This window comes from Paenibacillus sp. FSL H8-0283 (assembly GCF_045040675.1).
In the GTDB taxonomy this organism is placed as follows: Bacteria; Bacillota; Bacilli; order Paenibacillales; family Paenibacillaceae; genus Paenibacillus; species Paenibacillus amylolyticus.
In genome coordinates this window covers 5,355,721-5,379,242 of sequence record NZ_CP150295.1, presented here as the reverse complement: position 1 = coordinate 5,379,242, position 23,522 = coordinate 5,355,721, and the positions used below count along the sequence as shown (strand labels likewise).

Genomic DNA, 23,522 nt, shown 5'->3' with positions numbered 1-23,522 from the left:
GAGCTGGTGAGATGCCGGAAAGTAACGCGAACTGTTCCATACCTGACTAAGGCTTGTTTTGCAGAGGAAGATGCATGGGGACAAAAGGTAATATGCAAAAATTTTTATGCCAATTGTTTAAATGCTTCTGTAGCGGTTAATAGTAGACAGACAACAACAAAAACTTTAATTAGAGGTGAATGATATGGGTTGGTTATGGTCATTAATTATCGGTGGTATCATTGGATGGTTGGCAGGTTTGATCGTTGGTCGTGACATTCCAGGTGGTGTTATTGGTAACATCATTGCTGGTTTTATCGGTGGATGGTTAGGTGGAGTAATCTTGGGCGATATGGGTCCTGAGATGGGCGGATTCTACATTGTGCCTGCATTGATCGGTGCGATCGTTCTTGTAGCCATCGTAAGCTTGATCTTCCGTTCGATGGGACGTAGTCGCGGGTAACTTAATCAAGATAATTTCTTGAATTAGTTGTCAGCCAAATGTTTTACCAATGAAGAGGTTGATTGAGAGCCATAACCATGGCTTTCAATCAACCTCTTGTTGTTTTAAAATATAAGAATGTATGCGTAACTTAGCATCAGTATTCTATAGCTAGTTTAGATAAGAGGGGATGAACGGAATGGAAAAAGCTACATTCGCCGGCGGATGTTTCTGGTGTATGGTTACACCGTTTGAAGAACAACCGGGCATTCATGGCATTATATCGGGTTACGCCGGCGGTCACGTCGAGAATCCAACATATGAGCAGGTCAAAACCGGGGAGACCGGTCATGTCGAAGTGGTTGAAATTACATTTGATCCAGATGTATTCCCTTATGAACGACTGCTGGAGCTATACTGGCCGCAGATTGATCCGACGGATGATGGAGGTCAGTTCCAGGATCGGGGGACACAGTATCGCACGGCAATCTTTGTGCATAATGAACGTCAACGTGAGCTTGCTGAACAGTCCAAACAGGAACTGGCAGCCAGCGGACGATTCACTCAACCCATTGTTACGGAAATTCGGGATGCAGCTATATTCTATCCGGCTGAAGACTATCATCAGGATTACCACAAGAAAAACGAAAAACATTATAAGGAAGACCGTGCGTTATCCGGACGGGACGAATTTATAGACGAGAATTGGAAATAATGCATCAGATCACATGAAAAGCCGGGAAAGTTCCAGTTGGAACTCGCCCGGCTTTTTGGCTGTATGGCGGCTGAAATCAGCCATAATGGTTATCTGATTGTTCCTACCAGTATTTCTACGTCAATGGTAATCTTCGACAAGGAAGCTTGAATGCTCACCAGGGATGATCCCGACTGATGCCAGGAAAGTGGTGTCATATGAACGAGTGAATCCAGCATGTTTTCGGTGACGGGCAGCGTGTAGGTCAGCGGAATGCTGGCGATGAGATGATGATGTTTGCGGAATCGGTCCAGCGTAAGTTCCCGGCCGTCTGCTCGATCAGGTCGATTCAGGAACAGCATTTCTCTCAGTTCAATTAAATATCGTTCACGGGGGATGACTTTGATGATCCATCCCCCATCCTTCAGAATTCGTCCAAACTCTTCATAGTTGGAAGGAGAAAATATATTCAGGATGATGTCCAGCTGACCTTCTGCAAACGGACTGCATGCCAGATCGCCGACAAACCAGATTTGCTGGTTGTAGGCAGAGGAAGCCATGGCAATGCCTTCTTTGGCAATATCGATGCCCCAGCCAACGGCTGGAGTATTCTGCGTAATCTGCTGCAGAAATGTTCCCTCTCCTGTGCCTGCATCCAGAATATGCACGGGATAGTTGATGTCAACGGAATAACGTGCGATCCACCTGCGTAGTACTTCGGTCAAAGGAGCATAAATACCGGTTCCCGATAAGATATTCCTTTTGGCTGTAAATAAACGTTTGTCATAGTTGCCCTTGAAAAAACGTGTCATGAAATTGATATAGCCTTGTTTTGCAAAATCAAAGCTATGCCTGGACACACATTGAATGCTCCCTGAGTTAATGGTTGCCATAGGGCTATGACAGATGGGACAGTTCAACATATGGATGTATGGATTAATAAGCGCAGCGCTGCGTTCTCTGCGATGGACTGACATGGAATAACACCCCATTCATTCAGATTTGGATAACTGAAGAAAAGGGCATAACAAATAAACCTCTGCACGAAATTCAAAAAAGAGGTTTATGGCTATGCCCCAAGTTATCTGTATCGAATGAACTGAATAATCATAGGAAGGTTAAGCTCCTTTTGCCTATCAAGATTAGGGTGAAGCAAGAGAACGTTACCAGTATAACAGGATGAGAAGAAATGACAAGTAAGGGGAGCCAGGCGAATGTGAAATAAAAGAGCGCCCTGTCAACCGTTTAGACGGTCATACAGAAGCGCTCCGTTCATTATTTTGCAGTAGCCTTTAATACATATTTGGACAATGTCTCATCGTTCATGGAATAGATGACATCATCCACATAAGTTGAAACACCTTCTAATGAAGGAACCGAGGCACTGGTCGTGTAGATATGCACGTCTTCCAGCGTCTGAGGATCAAGAATGTATCCCGTTTTGGCAAAATCAAGCTGATACTGACCATCCTGTGTCTGGTCAACACGCATAAGTGCAGGCTGTGCGTCCTTGAATGTACGCTCAGTCACTTTGCCTTTCATTGTGTACAGTTCCAGCTTCTGCCCTGTAAAGACTGTATAACCGTTGCCAGCCGTCTGAATGTAGGCATCACCAGCAATGGCACGTCCCCAAGCAAGCTTGCCATCGATGCCAAAGCCCATCAGTCGGTTACCGGTGTTCTCGAAATTGGCGCGCATAATGATGGAACCATCGTCGAGAATGGCCAGAGATTCACCGCCGCCATCTCCTAATGTATTTGCATTGGCAGGGAATTGATAGAAGGACAGACGATTCAACGTACGATCATAGATCTCTACTTTGGGATTCGCAGCTTGCTGCCAGAAGTTTCCTACCTTGGTTTGTTTACTGGCATCCACTACAATTCGACCATGGTCAGCCTTAAGCACGTTACCGTTAATGGTTTTTTCAGTAATCAGCTTGCCCTTTTTGTCATATAACGAGATGGTTGAGCGAACCGAACCATTCGATTGCACGCCCTGACTTGAAGCAACCATCAGCGTATCGTTATCCAATAGGGATATGCTTGCAGGTGAATTCACCGTTTTGACCCAGTTGGTTTTACCGGATGTATTGAATGAGTACAATTTTTTGGTTTTGTCCGAATATTCCATATACACATAAGCCGTACCGTTGCTGGCATATACCGAATCGGAGTAGGTGGTATAAGGACCACTTTTCTCATGGAATATCGTATTCCACTTCAATTGTCCAGTTGTCGCATCGAATGCTTGGAGAGAGTCCAGTTGCCAGTCGAGTGTTGTTTTGCTACTTGTTTTGGTCACGGGCTGGGAGGCATGTACATATACAAGGTTTTTGGATGGCACGGCATGAATTCCCTTGATCAGGACATCTTTCTCTGTATTAGCCTCAGATAACATCAGGGACGATGACGTCCACGCCGGTTTGGGCATGGATTCGGTTGAAGCAGCGGCGTAACCTGTTGTATTCATGGTGAAGAGGAGCATGCCGCTGAGAATGAGGGCAGCCCATGTTTTGGACTTGTGTTTGGTCAATGTATGCAAGTGATAAACCACCTTTCTTCTTCGGTTCAAAATAGAACCGATTGTTGAATTTTACCATTAAAGTCAAGCTGAATTCAACCGAACGCACTGTAACCTTTTATCATTGGTTTGTCGAAATGACTATGTTTGGGGAAGTATAACGGTTACAGGGAATTCATCTTCTTTCGATGAAGGTGGAAGTCTGATATATTTAGTGCGGTGACAAGCCATATCTGCGTAAGACATTGGATAGAACATAGGAAATGAAACAAGGAGAATAGCTATGAACTGGAGTGAAAATGTGACCCTATGGGTCATTGGATGTATCATCATATTATTGCTGCTGGCCTGGATTATTCGGCGTGTTATCGGGCGCGGGCAGCGGATCCGAAGTGAAGCCAATCCTCGTAAGATCACAATAAAGGACATCGACAAGATGGAGGATGGTTCGGAGTTTGAATTATATCTCTATCATTTATTCGAAGAGCTCGGGTACGATGAGGTGCATAAGACAACAAGCAGCCGGGACTTTGGGGCAGATCTGGTGTTTGTTGATAGACTCGGCAGACGAAGTGTGATACAAGCGAAGCGATATGGTGCGAACCATCCCGTAGGGTTGAGTGCTGTGCAGGAGATATATACATCGATGCGTTATTATGAAGCCGACCGGTCGATTGTATTAACGTCCGCCCGTTACACCGAGGCCTGTCGGACGCTTGCAGCGGTTAATGGAGTGAAGCTGCTGGACCGGGAAGACCTGATGGAATTAATTCTGTTATTCAAAGCCAGAAGAGTGGAAGAAGCATTGGAACTGATCGAAGAAGATGATCATGAACCAATCGAGACGTGGCAGTCCCGGCGAAAGCGGCAATCCCGCTAAGTACTTGGGTGGAAGCCTTTTTAATGATGTACATCTCATTTCAGTTGGAAGCACCTTCACTTGCGTAGCTGCACATGATATATTGAGTGTATATCAACCAAAGGAGTGTGTGATCCATTATGGCACGTACACAAACACAAAAAGCATTACGTAAAGCAGAGCGGTCAGGTCAATGGTGCTCGGAACAGAGCCGAAGAGTTAACGGGGATTATAGCGCGTTATCCCAGCATGTACGGCTCATGCCTACGAAGCAGGAAAAATTGCAAAAGGTCAAACACAAGAAGCAGATCATCCAGGATGGTGGTGCTTCTTTTTATTTTATATATGAGGCGCCGATTGCTGGATAAGTAAGACGATAGAATTTTGTACACTAAATGAAGGGAAGAACCTATACATATGACAACAGCGCTGCACATGAATAAAAAAATCGTTCGGCGTTTTTTGCTGCAAACGCAAGCTTTACTTGGACGTTGGCCAGCAGTTTCCTTACCTTCGGGACCCGACCAAGTTTTGAGTTTAATTCGCTCCCTTGGTTGCGTGCAGATCGATCCTGTGGCTGCTGTAACTGGAAACCAGCATTTGGTGCTGGGGGCTCGTGACCCTGGTTATACTGCTGACAGCTTAAATACACTGCTGAGTGATCACAAGGTGTTTGAATATTTTGCAAATGCTGCCTGTGTCATTCCAATGGAAGACTATGCTCTCTTTGAACCTGTACGTGCCCAATTAAGGGAGCGTCTGGCTCCGTCCTTGCAAGGTCTGGAGAAAACAGTGCAGCATGTGTTGCAGCGTTTGAAGGAAGAGGGGCCGTTGCCTTCAAGAGCTTTTCGTGCTGTTGAAAGGGTAAGTGGTTATTGGGACAGTGCGGATGTGCCAAAGACAAAGGATACCACACTTGCTCTGAATCTACTGTTGGACTCCGCTGTGATTCGTGTGGTGGCGCGGCAGGGGAATGAACGTTATTTTCATATTACCGAATCCGGATTGCAACAACAGGGACTTACGATAAAAGAAGACATCGATGTGTTGGCCCAGAGACAGGCTCTGCTGGATAAATACATTCATGCGTATCGTGTCGTAGATGCCCGTGATCCCCGTCTGGGTTGGCTAAAATCTACAGCGGCTGAACGACGCGCCGATATTGCTGCCCGTGTGTCAGATGGGCGAATGATCCCGCTTAAGGTGGAGGACGTGGCCACGCCTTATTATATTCGTGCTGAAGATGAGGACTTGCTGCTGCATATGGAAAGGGAAGAGCCACACTATGATCCGTCTGGCCCGGTACGTTTCCTGCCGCCGCTGGACAACCTGTTATGGAGAAGAGAACGTATTGTTGATTTATTTGATTTTCATTATAAATGGGAGATTTATACGCCAGAGGTGAAAAGAACCTACGGTTATTATGCCATGCCTATTCTTCACGGTGATCGGTTAATTGGACGTATGGACCCACGACTTGATCGCAAAACTGGAGTACTTACTGTTCGTTTGTTATCGATGGAAGAGACTGCTCCACCTGTGGAGGAATGGATTACGGATTTTCGGGAGGGGCTTCAATTCTTTGCGTCCATGCATGGAGCGCGTTCCATTACTATCGAGAAGACGGTACCAAAAGAGCTGAAAAAGCTGCTTAAATCGATTTGATTAGGGGATACATGAAAGAGTGTATGGACACGGAAATTGGAATTGTTGAGGGGGTAAAGGATCTAAAAAGGACAAAAAAGGAGGAGCCAGAAGACCCCTCCTTCTTCATTTGATTTTAATATCATATCTCTAGCATTACATTAGAAGTGCTAACGAAAACAAAAACCTAGGTTCACGTCCACGCCAAAACTTCTTTAGTTCACCAGATGAGGCATTTCAACGTTGGGATCAACATCTGCTTCATAATCCACACCATCGGTTTCAAAACCAAACAGCTGGAAGAATTCGCGACGGTAACCTTCCAGATCGGACAGATCGTAGATGTTCTCTGTGGTCAACTCATTCCAGAGCTTCGCCACTTCTTCCTGAACGTCAGCTCGCATCTCCCAATCGTCAATGCGAATACGGCCTTCGGCATCGGTTGGAACTTCTCCTCCCGCATACAAGCGATCAGCGAACAGACGTTGCAATTGCTCGATACATCCTTCATGCAAGCCTTTTTCTTTCATGACTTTGTACAATGCTGAGATGTACAGCGGCACGACTGGAATCGCAGAACTGGATTGAGTCACCAGCGCCTTGGCTACAGTTAAGTACGCACGTCCACCTTTGGCACTCAAACGATCATTCAGCTTGTGTGCAGTTGCTTCCAGATGATTCTTGGCCTGACCTATGGAACCATCACGATAAATGGCATGGGTAAGTTCAGGACCGATGTAGGAGAAAGCGATCGTTGTTGCATCGTCGGCAAGCACGCCGCCTTGTTGCAGGGCATCCATCCATAGTTCCCAATCATCTCCGCCCATAACAGTTACCGTCTGACGAATTTCCTCTTCGTTTGCCGGTTCAAGGGTAACGGAGCTAATTTCGCCTGTGTGGAAGTTCACCGTTTTGTTCGTGTAGGATTGTCCGATTGGCTTCAGCACAGAGTTAAATACTTCACCCGTGTTCGGATCGGTACGGCGTGCCGAGGCTACGCTGTATACAACCAGATCGACTTGACCGAGTTCACTGCGAATCAGTTCAACGGCTTTGTCTCGTGTTTCGTTTGCAAATGCATCACCTGTAACGCTGTACGATTTCAGGCCTGCTTCCTCCGCGGCTTTTTCGAATGCAGCGGAGTTGTACCAGCCTGCGGAAGCCGTACGTTTCTCTGTGGAACTGCTTGGACGATAAATGCCGACTGTATTCGCTCCAGCTCCAAAGGCAGAAACAACGCGTGACGCCAGACCGTATCCAGTGGAAGCACCGATCACGAGCACATTACGCGGTCCTTTCAGCTCAGGCTGGGATTTCACATAATCAATCTGTTCCTGCACTTGCGCAGCGCAACCTACAGGATGGGAAGTGGTACAAATAAAACCACGTGTTCTTGGTTTAATAATCATTTATTTGCATCCTTTCATATTCAGCTCATGTTTCAGCATTTCGATAAAATGCTCTTACACATACTTTCTTATTGTAAAACAATTACCTCGGAAACGGAAACCGTTTCGTTTGATTTCGCCGGAAGGGTGGCGTTATATCTCTAATTTTGCGATGATGTGAATAGAATGTACTCGCTTGTTAGGATAGAAAGGACAGGGATACCATGCTGAAGGAACGCATTGAACTGCTAAGCAAAAGAAAACAAATCTCCCGTAAAGACCTTGTGGAAGGTCTAGTCACGCAGGCCCACTTTGCCAATATCCTGGCGGATCGTTATCCGCTACCTGAGGACTTGGCAGAAGCCATCGCCGGGCGTCTTGGGGTATCCCCTACCTATATTCTAAAAGTTGCGGCTCAGGACGAGGATACAATTGAACGGGCAGAGGTTATTTTCGAACAAATGTCTGTTCCAGCGTCGGCGATATCCGAAGATACGGTGCATGCACTGGCAGATCGGGATGACACGCTGACCGTTGAGCTGACAACGGCCTTGATGAAGGCGGTCTATTATCAGCAATTAAACGATGCAACGGCTCATGAGTATATACACACGTCCTACCTCAATTTTTACCTGGAGAAATACGGTCGTCCAGACGATATCGATTTGCCGCGTCCGTTAGTCAAAGCACTTTTATTCTATAAAATACAATATTATCGCTCCAAAATGGCTTTTGTGGATGTATTAACTCATGCAACCAGGCTTAGTGAGCTCGCGCTTCCTGGAAGTGAATTCTGGTTGTCTGTGCAAAATATCAAGATGGAAGCCTACATCCAGGTCAAACAGTATGAAGAGGCCAAACAGGTATTCGAGCTTACAATGCGTCATGTCTATGATCAGCGGATGTTCCATCGGTTGTCCGGGTTATATGTGGCATATAGTGGCTATTGTTTTGCGATGGGGCTGGTTCAGGAGGCACTCTCGGCATTAACGATGGCGGAGGCAAACCTCGTGTATGCTGGCAACCAGGGAGATTTGGTGACAGCGATTGCCAACAATCGGATTGTCATGCTGACGATGACAGGTGAACTGGATCAGGCACAGGCGGAGATTGAACGATTTGAATCGCTATTGCAGCAGGAAACGGAAGAAACTCAGCTCGCAATGCAGCCGCTCGTCAGTGTGTATCGATGCGAAGTAGCTCTTGCACGGAAGAACTGGGGTGTGCTCGCACAGAGTGTAGATCAACTTTTGAAATGTGCAACAACACAGGACCAGCAGATGAGCGCAACCTTCTACCAGAGCCATCTGGCTCTTGCGCATGGAGATCGCGAAGTTTTCATGGAGCGGGCGCTTGCGTGTCTGCCTTATTTTGAATCCGCGCAGCATGTCATGCGGCTTGAACCGTTATATGAGGGGATGGCCGTAGTATCGGAGGATCAGCGGAAATACAAAGAAGCGGCGATGTATTATCGGAAGCTGGTCTATCTGTTACGCAAAAAATAGAGTGAGAATCGGCTTGCAATAGCCTGATTAAGGCATGATTTTGTGCATTGCCAAAGCACTTGGCACAAAATATGGCCGTCAATCGTGAAATGAAGATTGGATTAGCAGATCTTTTTTTGCGGAATTAGCATAATTCTTTACCAAAGAAACGATTATCCCGTAATTCATTTGCCGGATTTTTCGTTTTTTTTGTATGCCGCCAGAAGGGTATTCAAGGACAAGCCGCGGTGTTTATAATTTAACTATAAATACGTGTTCAAAAAGTCTGGTTTTCAGTACCGAGAAGATGGAATGAAGCTAGAAATGGAGTAGCGGAGCGTAGGAGACCTACGTGAGCAACGGACATTTCGGCTGAATTTCATATTCGATGCTGATGATGCCGCTAGGCATGATTCGTAATCAAAAGTGGACTTTTTGAACAACTTCTAAAAACAAATAAAACAAATGAGGTGCTGGATATGGGATGGTTCGGTAAAAAGAACAAACAGGAAGATACGATTGCTAAAGCGGATAAAATGATGAATAAAGGACTCACTGGCATGATGATGAAAGGCTTTGTATCAAAGGAACATCGTGAGGCCATCAACCAAAGTCTGGATTCGGCAAAGCAGGCACAGTTGGCGGCGAGTGGTTCTCTGCCTTTAACAGCTACGGCTACGGTGGTGACAATCACCGATACAGGCAAACTGATCAACTTTGATCCGATTGTTGTGCTTGTGTTGGATGTGACAGAAACGAATGGCAACCAGTATCAGCGAACATTAGAGACACTGGTGTCCAAAATGCAGATTCCACGAGTAGGCGATCGGGTGGGATTAGGTCAAAATCCAGCAAATCCCTCCGAACTGATCTACATGGGGCTTATGTCCATCTAGAAGGTATTTGGTTATAAGACAGTCATAATCTATTTATATAATGCTTATAACAACGCTAAATAGATATATTGATAGAGATATTAAGAGAAGGATTAAGAAAGGGTGGATCATATGATAGGTTTCCTGAGATTCATTGGCGTATTAACTGTATTCGGGGTGGGGTTCTCCCCATTTCTGGCACAGCAGCTGTGGAATGATCCGTTTATGATTATGCAGGCATGGTGGTACACTCCGACGATCTTTGCCGGGTTTGCACTGATCTTTGTTCCTGCGATTTTGAGCAATATTTTTGGCGTAGGTCGAGTGAAGACAGGTTTACCAGCAGTTGGGGTCATTAAGACTATACAACAGACGGGGACGTATATTAATGAACAGCCTGAGGTTCGATTGGGTCTGACGGTGTCGCGTAAGGGGCGCGAGAAATACGATACCGAGATGAAAGCCGTCATTCCGCTGACCTCCATGGCACAGTTTCAGCCGGGCAGTTTCATTCCGTTAGTAGTCTCCGTAAAGGATGAGCGCAAGGTAGGGCTTGATATGAAGGGGCAATTATCACAGGAAGATATGCAGCAATTGCTGGATGAAAAGATGGTACAGCAAGGGGTATCACCTGAAATGATGGATATTGCAAGAACAGGGGAAAAAGCAATGGCCAAGATCCTTGATGTCACTCCACTTGGAAGTGGTGGCAATAACAAGATCAAGCTTCAGCTCAAACTCAGTATAACGAAAACGAACGGTGAAACCTTCAATGTTACAACGCAAAAAGAAATTTTGTCATCTGCCCTGCCGCAGGTGCAGCAAGGTCATATCATTAATATCATCTATTCAAGACAAGACCCAACAAAATTGGTGTTGGCATTGAATGTACAGGAGCGACAATTAAGTGACTTATTCTCTTCCTGAGGATGTAGACAAAAGGAGGTCCTACAGATCATGTTTATGACGTGTAGGACCTCCTTTTTCATTTTGGTATGTATGAGAGATACAAGCAACGGACGGTTTTCAAACAATACCAAGGCGCATGCGATAAGAAAAAAGTACTTTTCTGGATTCTCCATCAAATACACGATTAGCCAGCGCTCTGAACTCGTCAGCAGCTGTTAATAGATCATCCGCTCCCAGCTTCAACGCCGTTTGCAGGCCGCCTTGGCTCAGGGCGAGATTGACATATCGATCGGCAGTGAATGTCTCGTGGTGATGAAATACGATTTCCCGGACATATCGGAACAGCCCGGACTGCTGAATCTGCTGCAAATGCCCATCCTTGCTCCATTTGTGTGCCTGACTATCCTGGGGAGCCAGACTGGCTGCTCGTTGATCTGCTTCCTTATTCAGCTGCAGATAGGCTTGTTCTAACTGCCAGTCTAACATTGGCGGCCAGTCGCAATCGTAGGCTGCAAATATGCCTCCTGTACGAAGTACACGTGCAAACTCGCGTAGTGTGGGTTGCGGCTCCATCCAGTGAAACGATTGGGAGCAGGTCAGCACATCCACACTGCCATCTGGTAGTCCGAGGTCGTGAGACAAGCCGGACACAAACCGCAGGTTATCCGGCTTCCCGGCAGATTCCCACTTGGATTCAGCTACAGACCTCATGTCATCGCTGGGTTCAAAGCCGATGATACGTTCAGCTTCATTAAGCCAGATCCACGAGGATAAGCCGGTGCCACAGCCAATATCTGTGACCATACGCGGTGTGCTGCCAAGATATGTCGTTAGAATATCCACCACTTCAGTGGGGGCAGCTGGTCGGTTCTGATCGTATAACGTACCAAAACCTTTGAAACGTTCCACATTGTTGCGTCTAATGTCTTGCATGGATAAACCTCCTTCGGGCAGATGGATGACGGAGAGTCAGCTGTGATCAAAAGTTGTATAGGTCTATATTATATCATTCATTGTTGGGAAGTTTGTTCATGACGTTCTGCAAATGTTCAACGGCTTTGATATGACGTCTGAGCAATTCCTGTCCAACATGAACAGGCTCGATTACGGTCAGCTCGGAACCAAACGACAGCAGGAAGGAGTAGAGCCATTCCCCTACATTCAGTTCGAGAGAAACACGGAGCCTGCCATCAGGCTCTTTTTTAATGAGGGTGGGTTCGAAAAAATCATACACTCGGTATGCAATATTGCTGGAGAACGAGAGTGTAAGAGGAGTCAGGACAGGAGCTGCTTCTGATTCAGGGTCGTTTGATCCGGCAGTAACAGAGTGATCGTGTTTTCTCGCCAGAAAAGTCAACTGGGTGATCCGTTTCATCTTAAATGTCTCGAATTCTTTCCGATCAGGGTCATCATGGATATATCCTTTGAAGTACCACGTACTGTTTTTGAATATAAGTTTCTGTGGCTCCACGGTCGGAATGCTCTTCTCACCATCCGAATTAACATAATGAAACGTAATCAGTTGATTCGTTAATATAGCTTGTTTCACCTGATTGAACAGTTCTCTCTCCTGCAGAGGGATGCTGCCCCATGGTGAGAAATTGAATTCGATCCAATCCAGCTTGTGATCAAAAAGGGCGGTTAACCGTTGCAGCATATGGGCACTGTTAAGATGTGGGATCGCACTGATGCTATATAGTCCCATCAAAATTTCATTCTGGTCTTCTTCCGACAACAGGGACTTGTCCATGACATAGTTGTCCATCAGATGGATACCGCCATGCTTGCCGGTCGTTGTATAGACGGGAATGCCCGCAGCACTCAACCGATCGATATCACGGTACACCGTGCGTACAGAAATCTCGAACATACGGGCGAGTTCTGGTGCAGTGGCTTTCTTTTTCTCCAATAACAAAAGCAACATTCGAAATAGTCGGTTATTTTCCATGCTCTGATTATACCATGACAATAGGTGTCAGGGTATGGGTGGTACACTGGTGTAAAAGTCTTACCAAGACATTTTGACTCAGATTTATAATTTGTTCTTCATTTATTGGGGAGTAGTGAAGGGGACGATATCGATTCTGAAGAAACGAAGTGTTCGCTAAAAGCTTTCTGTAAGAAAGCTACTTCGGAAGCAAACGCTATCATGGGATTTTTCCATTTAGAAATGGGAATAAAAGAAATCCGAGGATAACAGCGATCAGAAGAACGATTCGTGACCGGAACGGCTACTCGCATAATATCAAGCACTTTATACCGAAATGAGTTAATTATGAAGGAGGAACTGGTCATGACAATGAAAGAAGGATTTTACTGGGGTGGTGCAACGGCTGCCAATCAATTCGAGGGTGGATGGAACCAGGGTGGCAAGGGGCCAAGCACGTCTGACATGATGACAGGAGGAACACACACGATTCCACGCCGGATTACGCCAGTACTGGAAGAGGGCACGTATTATCCGAGCCATGAAGCGGTTGATTTTTACGGACATTACAAAGAAGATATTGCCATGATGGCAGAGATGGGCTTCAAAATGTTCCGCATGTCCATCAACTGGTCCCGGATCTATCCAAACGGTTATGATCTGGAGCCAAACGAAGAGGGATTGCAGTTCTACGACAATGTTTTTGCCGAGTTGAAAAAGTACAATATTGAGCCGCTCGTAACGATCTCCCATTATGAAACGCCATTCGGTCTGACACAGAAGTATAACGGCTGGGCTTCCCGTGAAGTCATCGACTGTTATATCCGTTATTGTACAACCCTCTTCAACCGTTACAAGGATCAGGTCAAATACTGGCTGACGTTCAACGAAATTAACTGTCTGACGATGCCGATGGGTGCATATATGGCTGCAGGTATTCTGTTTGAAGGCAAAGAGACACTGGTCGACGGAGTGGATGATCCACAGACTCGTTTCCAGGCATTACATCACCAATTCGTTGCCAGTGCCAAAGCAGTGAAGCTGGGACATGAGATCAACCCTGATTTCAAAATTGGCTGTATGGTTGCATTCATGACAACCTATCCAAACACATGTAACCCGGACGACATGTTGCTTGCACAGAAGAAAGACCAAATCTCTAATATGATCTGCGGTGATGTACAGGTTCGTGGAGCGTATCCTGGATTCGCCAAACGTTTCTTCGCCGAAGAAGGTATCCAGATCGAGATGCAACCGGGAGACGAGCAGATTTTGCTTGAAGGCTGCGTAGACTTCTATTCCTTCAGTTATTATATGTCCTTGGTTGAAAGTGCGGACGAGTCCCTCGAGAGAGCAGAAGGTAATCTGCTGGGCGGTATCAAAAACCCATATCTCGAAGCTTCCGACTGGGGCTGGCAGATCGATCCAAAAGGACTGCGTTACACGCTGAATCATCTGTATGATCGTTATCAGATTCCACTGATGGTGGTTGAGAATGGCTTGGGTGCTGTCGATGTGGTCGAGGAAGATGGCTCCATTCAAGATGACTATCGCATTGATTATCTGAAAGGTCACATTGAACAGATGAAAGAAGCGGTAGCTGACGGCGTAGATCTGATTGCCTACACCATGTGGGGATGTATCGACCTGGTTAGTGCATCCACTGGAGAGATGAAGAAGCGTTATGGCTTCATTCATGTCAACAAGGACAACGACGGTAACGGAGACTTGAGCAGAACACCGAAGAAGAGTTTCCACTGGTACAAAAAAGTCATTGAATCCAATGGTGAAGAGTTATAAATTGGCTTAAAAATAACCAGACCCGCCTGTTCCCTTAAATGGGACAAGCGGTCCATGTAGTCCTGAACGAGTTCAGGACTACTATATATGAATATAAAAAATACCCGGCTATCCTTCAGTTAAGGAAAGCCGGGTATTTCTTTGTGTAGTTCCATAGCGGGCCGCCTAGGCCAGCCTTCTGCTTTGCAGTTGGGACATGCGCTCCAAATGCCGCCGATAAAACCATATGCATGTGGACAGCCAGCAACCACTCAAGAAGTATCCGCCTACGATATCACTTGGATAATGCACCCCCAAGTAGATACGACTTATACCAATGGTCAGTATAAATACGGCGCTGGCAACAATTATCAGCACACGTCCGGTGACGGTGGGTACATGTTTCCAGATTAGAAAGGCCAGTCCACCGTACAGGCTGAATGCTGCCATAGAATGCCCACTGGGGAAGCTGTAACCGCTCACTTCAATGATCCGGTTAATGGTAGGTCTGGCACGCTGGAATACCAGTTTGAGCAATGCATTTAACAGGGTTGAACCTGCAAGCACACAAGCCAGGAAGAGCAGTTCGCGTTTGTGTCGCAGGCAAACGTACAACACAATCATGGCGATGATGGTAATGAAGACCACTGGCATTTCGCTGCCGATCCAGGTAAAAAGGTGCATGAATTGTGTCATACCAGGGGATTCCAACCCCTGAATCCAGCCGATCAGCGTGTCATCAAATCGATGAATCTGGTTGTCGCTGATGGACAGGGCGATGCTTATAAAAGCGATCATGCATAACGCTGCAACGAGCAGCGAGAATGAGATATTCTTTTTCCAGTTGTGTATCAAATGTTGAGTTCCTCCGTGATGGTTGATTTCGTATGTTGGACATAACGATATTTATATTGTGCTATAATTTTACAATAAATATAGTAGCAATAAAAATATGTAACCTTAACAACGCTTATTCAAGCAGAGAATGTAGGAGGGGAGCGGTCGGAATGAAACGACGTTTGGTGATGTGCATGTTGATCTTACTGTTGGTTACGTCTGGGTTAGCTCTATTTCCCGGAGAGAAAGTGTATGCTTGCAGTTGTCTCGAGAGTGATGCTCAAAAGAGATTGGAAACGTATACCACGGTATTTACAGGAGAAGTGGTGAAGAAAGGCGGATCGCAGATATACCGGTATAATGGGGTAAGAGAGTATACCTTTGATGTAGATTCTGCATGGAAGGGAGTCAGTGCCAAAAAGATGAAAATTGTGGGGAGGGGCGGAGGGTCTGACTCCTGTGGCATCGAATTTGAAAAGAATCAGTCTTACCTGATCTTTGCCAGTCTGGATGAACGAGACAACAGGCTGCATACGAATCTGTGCAGTCGCAATGTTCCAATTGAACAAGCCGGAGACGATCTGAAATTGCTGGGTGCGGGAAAGGTTGTAAGTAAAGAAGATTTTGGAGAAACCAATGATAGTGGTGGGCGAGGTGGGTTTCTCTATCTCATATTATATGGTGGAGTCATTTTATTGGCAGCGTTGGCAATCGTGTGGATATGGAAACGAAAGAAAAGAATCTGATTGCAGGTCTGATGAAAATTGAAAGTTGGATTGTATAACAAAAGGTTTGTATGATTGAAAAACAAGTCAATCCCCGTAAGAACGTCGAGGTACATCCGCGTTCCATACGGGGATTTTCAGGAGTGGCGTCAAAATTTCACCCATTTGGAGTCGAGATTATCGATCCGATGCAGCTAGTTTAGCTGCAACATGTATTCATAAGCTGTGATACCAAATACCCGTTTGAAATGACGATTCAGATGGGTCAGATCAACGAATCCACAATCGGCAACAGCAGTATATACGTCCTTCTGCTTTTCGATGGATTGACGGGCACGCTCCACCTTGCAGTTTAAGAAAAACTGGTAGGGAGATATACCTGCTTGTGCTTTGAATTCCCGGATAAATTGAAACTTGGACATGCCAAATTCGGAACTTAGGTTGTCCAGCTTGAGCACATCTTCAGTGTTGCAAAACATGATTTCCTTGGCTTTTCGAACCAGACTGTCCTGAGGCAACCAGAGCTTGGTGTCCATTTCCTTCTGAGCCAGAAGGTGAACCAGATCGAAGACCCGTTCGCTGCACTCGGCTTCGTCCTGTCGGAGTTGAACGGCATCGTTCAGCATCAGGATCTTACGTGCAAGCTCGGGATCATAGACGATGGGACTTCCAAAACGCAATTCCTTTTTGCCTATAATCTCCTCTACCAATTCCGGCTTCAAATACAGCATCACATAGTCAATGCCAGCCTTATCATAGGAGCTTCCGTCATGGGACTGTTCACGGTTGAACAACATGACACCATTTTGGTGAGACGCCTGATATTGTCCGTCCAGGTTGTATTGTTGAATGCCACGCAGGGTTACGCCGACCGCATACTCTTCGTGGCAATGTTTTTTGTATGCAAAATCAGTAAAGCTGGCGGATAGTGCCAGCACGTCTTGCGACTTTTTATAGTTAAACCGTTCCATGCAGCACACCTCCCAAGCTTTAGATTAATCCGGATACTATAATGGCTGAGTATAACAAAAAAAGTGCCATGAGAATACTCAGTAATTTTTGGTGGCGATTCAGCAACGTTTTGAAAACCGTGCCAAAAACAACCCAACTGGAATAGGCCAGAAAACCAATGAATGTAATGAGCAGCACGAACAGGAACGAAGAAAATGAACTTTGATAAAAGGGCAATACATAGCTTGGAATGACCGTGAAAGTAAACAAGACCACCTTTGGATTCACAAATTGCATGATGAAACCGTTCCAGAATCCGGTAACTTGTTTCGGTGCATCCTCGGTGGTACCCATCTTGTAGATCTGGTACGCCAGATACACCATGTACAGGCCGCCGACAATCTGCATCACCTTCAGAATTCCGGGTAACACTCCTGCAAGAAGCTGATTAAGAAAAGCTGAAGCGGTAAGCAGCAGACCAAATGCCAGCGTAGCTCCCCACACATATTGCATCGTTTGACGCGCCCCAACCTGTTGTACGGAAGAAAGAATTACGATATTGCTGGGGCCAGGGGTGAACGTAACGACAATACAGTAGATTAAAAAAGATGCAAGATTCATAAGGATGATGCTCTCCTCTGGTTGTAGTTTAGTTCCATGATCATACGTCCAGAGGGAGAAACCATATAGTACATTATTGCAGCGGGTGCATCGTTAGCAACAGGAGCTTGCTTTTAAAAGATACGGGGGAGTTTTCTTTTTGAATGATTGCGTTTACAATTTAGACGATGTACAAGGTGATCAGACGACTTGAGGAAGTGAACGGAATGAAAAAAATGCTACTTGTTTACATTTTGCTAATCTCAGCATTTGCGTTGTATGTATTGAGGTTTGAATACACCAGTCAGGTAAACAGTTCTTGGGAGGACCGGGGGTTGCGCGGTGATATCGGAGAGACGTATATCATGATTACATTCCAGTCCGGGCTGGAGTATTGGAAGAGCCCGCTCAAAGGTTTCGAGGATGCCGCGGATGCACTCGGCGTGACCGTAGAATATCGCGGGGCTACCCGGTATGATGCGAAGGAGCAGACCATGGTAATCGAGCAGGCTATCGCTCGCAAGCCCGCAGGCATTGCTATATCTGCAATCGATCCTCAATCGTTAGTTCCAGCGATTAACAAGGCAATCGACGCAGATATCCCTGTTGTATTATTTGACGCGGATGCACCTGATAGCCAGGCCTATTCTTTTCTTGGGACAGATAATTACAAGTCGGGTGTAATGGCTGCCGATAAAATGGCTGAACTGCTGGGTCGTGAGGGAGAGGTCGCGGTATTAACCTTGCCCGGACAACAAAATCATGAAGAGCGCACGAAGGGTTTCCGCGATACGATCAAGGAGAGATACCCTTCCATGCAGATTGTTGAAGTTGCAGACGGACACGGTGATGCGATGGTATCCAGAGACGAAACAATCAGAATGATGAAGGAACATCCCGAGCTGGCGGGAATTTTTGTGACTGAAGCTACCGGAGGGGCAGGAGCGGGGGAAGCCGTTCAAACTGCCGGGGACAGACATCCATTGCAGATTATTTCGTTTGATACAAATAAGACTACATTGGATATGATCAAGAACGGTACGATCTCAGCTACAATTGCACAGGGAACCTGGAATATGGGATATTGGTCACTCCAATATCTGTTCCATCTGCATCACCAGTTAACGGTTCCTGCCCCATCCTCATCCGGTGAAAATGCACCGCTTCCCGTGATGGTGGACACAGGGATCTCTGTGGTGACACGCTCGGATGTGGATGATTACTATGCCAAATAACAAGGGGGATTTCAAGAGTCCAAGGCCTTGGAGCAGGAGAGCGATTCTCTCCACTTTCAGGAACGGGATTCGGCGTTTACGCTTGCGTAATATGCCCCTTCGGTACCAGCTGATGCTGCTTTTTCTGTTATTCGCCATTGTACCTTCCGTAGGACTTGGGTTGCTTGTGAACTGGACGGTGGAGCGCGTAGTTGAGCGACAGGTTGAAGGGCATACCATGCAACTGATTGGCAAAGTGAATGAAGCTCTGAACAGCAAAATGGAGAATTTGCAGAATATGACCTATCTGATTGCATTTGACCCGGATATTGATGCTTTTATGAACGACAAAATGCCACTGAATGATGAAGCAGGTATCGAACCGATGAACATGGACACCAATGCCGAAACGGAGCAAAATCGGTTATATGGCATCAAACAAACCTTGCAGGGATTCACAACGTTGTATCCTGAAATCGCCGGGATAGTTCTCGTCAGTGCAAGTGGTGACTATATTAGCAACGAGATGTATCCCCGAGCGGAACAGAGCCTGATTCAGGAAAATTGGTATCAAAAAGCTTCGGCCAATCCGGGCATCTTCACGGTGTTGGGTCAGCCGAAAGAGCGTAATCTCACAACACATGTACGGTACAAGGATGATGAGATTGTATCGGTTGCGCGTTCCATAACGGATGAAGCGTCAGGACGTGTGCGGGGCGTTATTATGATTGATCTTAAACTTAGGTCCGTCTCTCAGGCTGCCCGTAATGTAACCTTGGGGAAATCCGGTTATGTGATGGTGACGGATGCAGAAGGTCAAAGTGTATACAAACCTGAGCATCCGCTAATAGAACACATTCCCACAGACTGGTTCCCCTCTGGTGAGAGTGGAACGTTTACCGCCGATACAGAAGGTGGAACGTTATTATTCATGTATCAGTCGTCTACCTTTACGGGTTGGAGAACGGTAGGGGTATTTCCCACAAGAGACTCGATATCCGAAGTACGCCAAATCCAGTTTTACGTGGTTAGCTTTGTATTTGTGGTTTGTTTGTTTGGCCTGAGCGCCTCTTTATGGTTCTCCCGTTCTATTGCTCAGCCCATTTTCCGGCTCATGTCCTACATGCGCAGGGCGGAGACCGGCAATCTCAGACCAGGCCGCTGGAGCGATCGCGCTGATGAGATTGGCATGCTTGGCAACAGTTATAACCGCATGCTGGCACAGATTAGACAACTGATATCACTAAATGAATTGCGGGAGCGGCAGAAGCGCGACGCTGAAATGCGAAGTTTGCAGGAGCATATCAAACCACACTTTTTGTACAATACCTTGGATACGATTCATTGGATGGCACGCAAAGAGGGTGCAGAAGATGTGTCCGGCATGGTTGGCGCGTTATCTCGATTATTTCGCATAGGGCTTAGTAAAGGACAGGATTACATTCCGCTGCATTCGGAGATTGAGCATATGACCAGCTATCTGCAAATTCAGCAGACACGATACCGCGATCGTCTTCAGTATACATTGAATATTCCAGAGGAAATGCGGGACCTTTTTGTGTTAAAGCTGCTGCTTCAGCCGCTAATAGAGAATGCAATCTATCATGGAATCAAGGGCAGGCGTGGGCCGGGACACATTAGGGTGGAGGCCAGATTGGAACATAACAGACTACTGCTGACCGTTCGGGATAATGGAGCAGGCATGTCCAACGAACGGCTTGCCGAGATGCAGCATCTGCTCGAAGCTCCTTTGGCAAGTTTGGAAGCGTCTTCGCCGGGGATAACAGGCAAAAGTTATGGAATGTTGAACGTGCAAGCCCGTCTTCGGCTGTCCTTTGGCGATGAGTACGGTATTGAACTGGATAGCCAGGAAGGGGAAGGAACGAGTGTGACCATTATTCATCCGTTGATGCGAGAGCTCCCACCAACCAAGCAAATCAATAACGAAGAGAGGCAGGAGAGTGAATGGGAAAATTCATGAAATCGGCCGTGACAACTTCCACTGAAACAGATGAGACATCCGTATTGACTACAGTAATGGAGATTACGCCGGATAGCGATGTGGCGAAGAAATACCGCGTGCTCATCGCTGATGATGAACCGATCATTCGTGAGGGGATTCGGGATGCCATTGACTGGGCAACTCTCGGGATGGAGGTTGTAGGTGAAGCGGAAGATGGCGAGGAAGCGCTGGAACGGGCGGCTGACCTGGGTGTGGATATTGTTCTCGTTGATATGAATATGCCATTCCTGAACGGAATCGAACTAATCCGTGCCCTTCAGCAGAAGTGCCCGGGCTGTCGTTACCTGATCATCTCGGGACATGATGAATTTGCATATGCGCAGGAGGCGGTTCGTCTTGGCGTAGAGGATTACATCTTAAAACCTGTGCAAGCAGAACAATTATATGCTGCACTTGAGCGATTACATCAGCGACTTACTGAAGAGCACCAGAGGACGGCATATGTACAACAGGCAGCTCATCAGATTGAACGTAATATCCCGTTGCTTCGCCAGCGATTTATGCTGGAGTGGCTGGAGGGGCAGGCTGAAGGGAGGGATCTGACGGAGCAGCTTGTGTTTTTACGGCTGCCCGCCGTCCCACCTGTGCAGATCGGGGTCGTACGCTGGCCTGCCGCTGAAGCTCGTCAGACGATACTGAGAGAGAATGATCGTCAGTTGTTTCTGTTTGCAGTGGAAAATATAATCAGTGAACTGCTGGGGGACGTGCCACATGTCCTGTTTCGGGACGTAAGCGGGTTGATCGGCATGTGTCTGTGGCAGGAAGCCCCTGAAGAAATAGAGTCCCTTCTGGAACAACAGATTAGTTCTTGCCTGAATATTGCCATTCATGCTCATGTGGAGACACATGCAGGGACACTGGAAGAAACGCCGGATACATACCGTCATTGCCGTGAACGGGTATTCGGTGAAGTGCAGTTGTCGCCTCTGGTTCGCCGGGCAAGACAGCTTATTCACGAAGAATATGCCGAGCGGGAATTGACCCTGGAATCGCTTGCTTCCCGTCTACAAGTATCTGCCGTATATCTTAGTCGTGTGCTGAAGAAAGAGCTGAATGATTCCTTCGTCACACTTGTCACGCATGCTCGCATTCGCAAGGCTATACAGTTATTAGATTCAACAACACTGCCGATTCACACCATAGCTGAGCGTGTAGGTTATGATACCCAGCATTATTTCAGCACTGCATTTAAGAAAACAATGGGCATTTCACCAGTGCAGTATCGAAAGAACGGGGGGACAGCCTATCATCCTTCTGTGAATTAAATATCGTATTACAGCTATTCATTCAGACGTGTGATAAATGAGATGGATATGTTCTACTTCGTGTGAAGCGAAGTGGAGCATGTCCTTTTTTTTGACTCTGGAATGGTATCTCGTGGATCAAACTTGTACTTTAAGCCTTTCCATCAAAAGTTAAATTTTTATAAAAAAGGTTCAAAACGTGCAAAGACCTTGCGGCATCTCCAATGCTACCATAGTCTCAGACAGGAACAGCAAGCAACAGGATGCACTACATGTATTGTAAGCGTTATCTTATAACTCATTCAGAACCGTATGACGTGAGGAAAGGGGAACTTCATATGAAAAAAGGAGCAATGCTCATCTGGCTTCTGGTGATGACTTTGATGCTTTCGGCCTGCAATCTGGCAGAGAGTGGCCCAGGCAGTAAAGAAAAGGGATATGTCGGTATATCGATGCCAACCAAATCATCAGAACGATGGGTGGGAGACGGGGAGAACATGGTCCGTCTGTTTCAGGAGCAGGGGTACAAAACCGATCTTCAGTATGCTGAGGATGTGGTCGAGAATCAGATTTCACAGATTGAAAACATGATCACCAAAGGTGTGGATGTGATGGTCATCGCGTCCGTGGATGGCAACACATTAACGGATGTAATCAAGAAAGCGCATGACGAAGGGATACAAGTGATCTCGTATGATCGCCTCATTCGTAATACGCCCTATCTAACCTATTACGCCACGTTCGACAATTTTAAGGTGGGTGTGCTTCAAGCCTCCTACATCGAACAAAAGCTTGGACTCAAGGATGGAAAAGGACCGTATAACATTGAGCTGTTTGGTGGCTCTCCTGATGATAATAACGCCTATTTCTTCTTCGACGGTGCGATGTCTGTGCTGAAGCCGTACATCGATTCCGGCAAACTGGTGGTACGGAGCAAGCAGATGACGATGGCCCAGATTGCAACCTTGCGCTGGGACGGGGCACTGGCCCAGTCACGGATGGATAACCTGCTGAGTGCGTATTACTCGGGTGATAATCTGGATGCAGTATTATCTCCTTATGATGGAATCAGTATTGGTATCATCTCATCCTTGAAAGGGATTGGTTACGGTACTTCGAACAAGCCGCTACCCGTTATTACGGGACAGGATGCCGAACTTGCCTCGATCAAGTCAATTGTGGCCGGGGAACAGACGCAGACGGTGTTCAAGGATACACGGAAGCTGGCGGAGAAGACGGTAGAGATGGCCAATAGTATTTTGCAAGGAAAACAAGCGGAAGTTAATGATGAAACATCATATAACAATGGAATTGAGGTTGTTCCGGCGTATCTCTTGGATCCCATCTCGGTGGACCGTACAAATGTGGAGCAGGATATCGTTGGTACACAGTATTACACGAAGGAAGAAATCGGACTGAAATAAT

Annotated in this window: 22 protein-coding genes; 14 read left to right on the top strand and 8 right to left on the bottom strand. The window is 46.5% G+C overall.

What is annotated here, in order from left to right; all coding sequences use genetic code 11:
- The first annotated feature begins 184 nt into the window (after positions 1-184).
- Complete coding sequence (locus MHI52_RS23760) at positions 185-442, top strand: GlsB/YeaQ/YmgE family stress response membrane protein (RefSeq protein ID WP_017686880.1); 258 nt, start codon at positions 185-187, stop codon at positions 440-442.
- A 178-nt stretch (positions 443-620) separates the two neighbouring features.
- Positions 621-1,136 carry a peptide-methionine (S)-S-oxide reductase MsrA gene (msrA, locus tag MHI52_RS23755; RefSeq protein WP_340387270.1) on the top strand — a complete coding sequence of 172 codons (516 nt, stop codon included), beginning with the start codon at positions 621-623 and terminating at the stop codon, positions 1,134-1,136.
- Positions 1,137-1,225: 89 nt separating this feature from the next.
- On the opposite strand, the gene MHI52_RS23750 is transcribed toward msrA, so the two are convergent.
- Positions 1,226-2,038, bottom strand: coding sequence for a putative RNA methyltransferase (locus tag MHI52_RS23750; RefSeq protein WP_338708995.1), 813 nt, complete (start codon positions 2,036-2,038; stop codon positions 1,226-1,228).
- A gap of 352 nt (positions 2,039-2,390) precedes the next feature.
- Positions 2,391-3,659, bottom strand: a complete 1,269-nt coding sequence (locus MHI52_RS23745) for a hypothetical protein (protein WP_405157762.1) — start codon at positions 3,657-3,659, stop codon at positions 2,391-2,393.
- Between the two features lie 262 nt (positions 3,660-3,921).
- Between MHI52_RS23745 and MHI52_RS23740 the strand changes: the two genes are divergently transcribed.
- The 3 genes from MHI52_RS23740 to MHI52_RS23730 all read left to right on the top strand — a co-directional run bounded on the left by MHI52_RS23740 (position 3,922) and on the right by MHI52_RS23730 (position 6,162).
- Positions 3,922-4,518, top strand: coding sequence for a restriction endonuclease (locus MHI52_RS23740; protein ID WP_036617077.1), 597 nt, complete (start codon positions 3,922-3,924; stop codon positions 4,516-4,518).
- 119 nt (positions 4,519-4,637) lie between these two features.
- Positions 4,638-4,865: a hypothetical protein gene (locus MHI52_RS23735; protein WP_036674487.1), complete on the top strand. Its 228-nt coding sequence runs from the start codon at positions 4,638-4,640 to the stop codon at positions 4,863-4,865.
- 49 nt (positions 4,866-4,914) lie between these two features.
- Positions 4,915-6,162: a DNA glycosylase AlkZ-like family protein gene (locus tag MHI52_RS23730; protein WP_315371803.1), complete on the top strand. Its 1,248-nt coding sequence runs from the start codon at positions 4,915-4,917 to the stop codon at positions 6,160-6,162.
- Between the two features lie 194 nt (positions 6,163-6,356).
- Here MHI52_RS23730 and fabV read toward each other — a convergent pair whose 3' ends face one another.
- The gene (gene fabV / locus MHI52_RS23725) at positions 6,357-7,550 is read right to left on the bottom strand and encodes an enoyl-ACP reductase FabV (RefSeq protein ID WP_036617082.1); all 1,194 of its coding nucleotides are present in this window, start codon (positions 7,548-7,550) and stop codon (positions 6,357-6,359) included.
- A 203-nt stretch (positions 7,551-7,753) separates the two neighbouring features.
- On the opposite strand from fabV, the gene MHI52_RS23720 reads away from it, so the two are divergent.
- The 3 genes from MHI52_RS23720 (at position 7,754) to MHI52_RS23710 (ending at position 10,815) form a co-directional block, all read left to right on the top strand.
- The gene (locus MHI52_RS23720; RefSeq protein WP_405157761.1) at positions 7,754-9,034 is read left to right on the top strand and encodes an XRE family transcriptional regulator; all 1,281 of its coding nucleotides are present in this window, start codon (positions 7,754-7,756) and stop codon (positions 9,032-9,034) included.
- A 458-nt stretch (positions 9,035-9,492) separates the two neighbouring features.
- Positions 9,493-9,909: a hypothetical protein gene (locus tag MHI52_RS23715; protein ID WP_036617087.1), complete on the top strand. Its 417-nt coding sequence runs from the start codon at positions 9,493-9,495 to the stop codon at positions 9,907-9,909.
- A gap of 111 nt (positions 9,910-10,020) precedes the next feature.
- Complete coding sequence (locus MHI52_RS23710) at positions 10,021-10,815, top strand: hypothetical protein (RefSeq protein ID WP_405159421.1); 795 nt, start codon at positions 10,021-10,023, stop codon at positions 10,813-10,815.
- Between the two features lie 99 nt (positions 10,816-10,914).
- Here the strand turns inward: MHI52_RS23710 and MHI52_RS23705 are convergent, their stop codons facing one another.
- Positions 10,915-11,730: a class I SAM-dependent methyltransferase gene (locus MHI52_RS23705; protein ID WP_405157760.1), complete on the bottom strand. Its 816-nt coding sequence runs from the start codon at positions 11,728-11,730 to the stop codon at positions 10,915-10,917.
- 73 nt (positions 11,731-11,803) lie between these two features.
- Positions 11,804-12,745, bottom strand: coding sequence for a WYL domain-containing protein (locus MHI52_RS23700; protein WP_353883304.1), 942 nt, complete (start codon positions 12,743-12,745; stop codon positions 11,804-11,806).
- Between the two features lie 345 nt (positions 12,746-13,090).
- Here MHI52_RS23700 and MHI52_RS23695 point away from each other — a divergent pair, with 345 nt between their 5' ends.
- Positions 13,091-14,524, top strand: a complete 1,434-nt coding sequence (locus MHI52_RS23695; protein WP_315372786.1) for a glycoside hydrolase family 1 protein — start codon at positions 13,091-13,093, stop codon at positions 14,522-14,524.
- Between the two features lie 165 nt (positions 14,525-14,689).
- Here MHI52_RS23695 and MHI52_RS23690 read toward each other — a convergent pair whose 3' ends face one another.
- A complete protein-coding gene (locus tag MHI52_RS23690) occupies positions 14,690-15,358 on the bottom strand; it encodes a phosphatase PAP2 family protein (RefSeq protein ID WP_315372785.1) in 669 nt (222 codons plus the stop codon).
- 152 nt (positions 15,359-15,510) lie between these two features.
- Between MHI52_RS23690 and MHI52_RS23685 the strand changes: the two genes are divergently transcribed.
- Complete coding sequence (locus MHI52_RS23685; protein ID WP_315372784.1) at positions 15,511-16,086, top strand: hypothetical protein; 576 nt, start codon at positions 15,511-15,513, stop codon at positions 16,084-16,086.
- A 173-nt stretch (positions 16,087-16,259) separates the two neighbouring features.
- Here the strand turns inward: MHI52_RS23685 and MHI52_RS23680 are convergent, their stop codons facing one another.
- Positions 16,260-17,036, bottom strand: coding sequence for an AraC family ligand binding domain-containing protein (locus MHI52_RS23680; protein ID WP_405157759.1), 777 nt, complete (start codon positions 17,034-17,036; stop codon positions 16,260-16,262).
- 19 nt (positions 17,037-17,055) lie between these two features.
- On the bottom strand, positions 17,056-17,637 hold the full coding sequence (locus tag MHI52_RS23675; RefSeq protein ID WP_405157758.1) for a LysE family translocator: 582 nt from the start codon (positions 17,635-17,637) through the stop codon (positions 17,056-17,058).
- A gap of 206 nt (positions 17,638-17,843) precedes the next feature.
- Here MHI52_RS23675 and MHI52_RS23670 point away from each other — a divergent pair, with 206 nt between their 5' ends.
- The 4 genes from MHI52_RS23670 to chvE all read left to right on the top strand — a co-directional run bounded on the left by MHI52_RS23670 (position 17,844) and on the right by chvE (position 23,521).
- Positions 17,844-18,851, top strand: coding sequence for a substrate-binding domain-containing protein (locus MHI52_RS23670; RefSeq protein ID WP_076252891.1), 1,008 nt, complete (start codon positions 17,844-17,846; stop codon positions 18,849-18,851).
- 91 nt (positions 18,852-18,942) lie between these two features.
- On the top strand, positions 18,943-20,811 hold the full coding sequence (locus MHI52_RS23665) for a sensor histidine kinase (RefSeq protein ID WP_405157757.1): 1,869 nt from the start codon (positions 18,943-18,945) through the stop codon (positions 20,809-20,811).
- An 8-nt stretch (positions 20,812-20,819) separates the two neighbouring features.
- Entirely contained in the window at positions 20,820-22,118 is a 1,299-nt protein-coding gene (locus tag MHI52_RS23660) for a response regulator (RefSeq protein WP_405159420.1), read from the top strand.
- A 317-nt stretch (positions 22,119-22,435) separates the two neighbouring features.
- Entirely contained in the window at positions 22,436-23,521 is a 1,086-nt protein-coding gene (chvE, locus tag MHI52_RS23655) for a multiple monosaccharide ABC transporter substrate-binding protein (protein ID WP_036617106.1), read from the top strand.
- Position 23,522 lies beyond the last annotated feature (1 nt).

What these genes read in the sequence shown, in the direction of transcription:
- fabV (WP_036617082.1), bottom strand. Translation starts at nt 7,550, where the DNA reads ATGATTATTAAACCAAGAACACGTGGTTTTATTTGTACCACTTCCCAT.
- MHI52_RS23685 (WP_315372784.1), top strand. Translation starts at nt 15,511, where the DNA reads ATGAAACGACGTTTGGTGATGTGCATGTTGATCTTACTGTTGGTTACG.
- MHI52_RS23740 (WP_036617077.1), top strand. Translation starts at nt 3,922, where the DNA reads ATGAACTGGAGTGAAAATGTGACCCTATGGGTCATTGGATGTATCATC.
- MHI52_RS23680 (WP_405157759.1), bottom strand. Translation starts at nt 17,036, where the DNA reads ATGGAACGGTTTAACTATAAAAAGTCGCAAGACGTGCTGGCACTATCC.
- MHI52_RS23705 (WP_405157760.1), bottom strand. Translation starts at nt 11,730, where the DNA reads ATGCAAGACATTAGACGCAACAATGTGGAACGTTTCAAAGGTTTTGGT.
- MHI52_RS23760 (WP_017686880.1), top strand. Translation starts at nt 185, where the DNA reads ATGGGTTGGTTATGGTCATTAATTATCGGTGGTATCATTGGATGGTTG.
- MHI52_RS23670 (WP_076252891.1), top strand. Translation starts at nt 17,844, where the DNA reads ATGAAAAAAATGCTACTTGTTTACATTTTGCTAATCTCAGCATTTGCG.
- MHI52_RS23750 (WP_338708995.1), bottom strand. Translation starts at nt 2,038, where the DNA reads ATGTTGAACTGTCCCATCTGTCATAGCCCTATGGCAACCATTAACTCA.
- chvE (WP_036617106.1), top strand. Translation starts at nt 22,436, where the DNA reads ATGAAAAAAGGAGCAATGCTCATCTGGCTTCTGGTGATGACTTTGATG.
- MHI52_RS23675 (WP_405157758.1), bottom strand. Translation starts at nt 17,637, where the DNA reads ATGAATCTTGCATCTTTTTTAATCTACTGTATTGTCGTTACGTTCACC.
- msrA (WP_340387270.1), top strand. Translation starts at nt 621, where the DNA reads ATGGAAAAAGCTACATTCGCCGGCGGATGTTTCTGGTGTATGGTTACA.
- MHI52_RS23665 (WP_405157757.1), top strand. Translation starts at nt 18,943, where the DNA reads ATGCCCCTTCGGTACCAGCTGATGCTGCTTTTTCTGTTATTCGCCATT.
- MHI52_RS23730 (WP_315371803.1), top strand. Translation starts at nt 4,915, where the DNA reads ATGACAACAGCGCTGCACATGAATAAAAAAATCGTTCGGCGTTTTTTG.
- MHI52_RS23710 (WP_405159421.1), top strand. Translation starts at nt 10,021, where the DNA reads ATGATAGGTTTCCTGAGATTCATTGGCGTATTAACTGTATTCGGGGTG.
- MHI52_RS23720 (WP_405157761.1), top strand. Translation starts at nt 7,754, where the DNA reads ATGCTGAAGGAACGCATTGAACTGCTAAGCAAAAGAAAACAAATCTCC.
- MHI52_RS23700 (WP_353883304.1), bottom strand. Translation starts at nt 12,745, where the DNA reads ATGGAAAATAACCGACTATTTCGAATGTTGCTTTTGTTATTGGAGAAA.
- MHI52_RS23735 (WP_036674487.1), top strand. Translation starts at nt 4,638, where the DNA reads ATGGCACGTACACAAACACAAAAAGCATTACGTAAAGCAGAGCGGTCA.
- MHI52_RS23715 (WP_036617087.1), top strand. Translation starts at nt 9,493, where the DNA reads ATGGGATGGTTCGGTAAAAAGAACAAACAGGAAGATACGATTGCTAAA.
- MHI52_RS23695 (WP_315372786.1), top strand. Translation starts at nt 13,091, where the DNA reads ATGACAATGAAAGAAGGATTTTACTGGGGTGGTGCAACGGCTGCCAAT.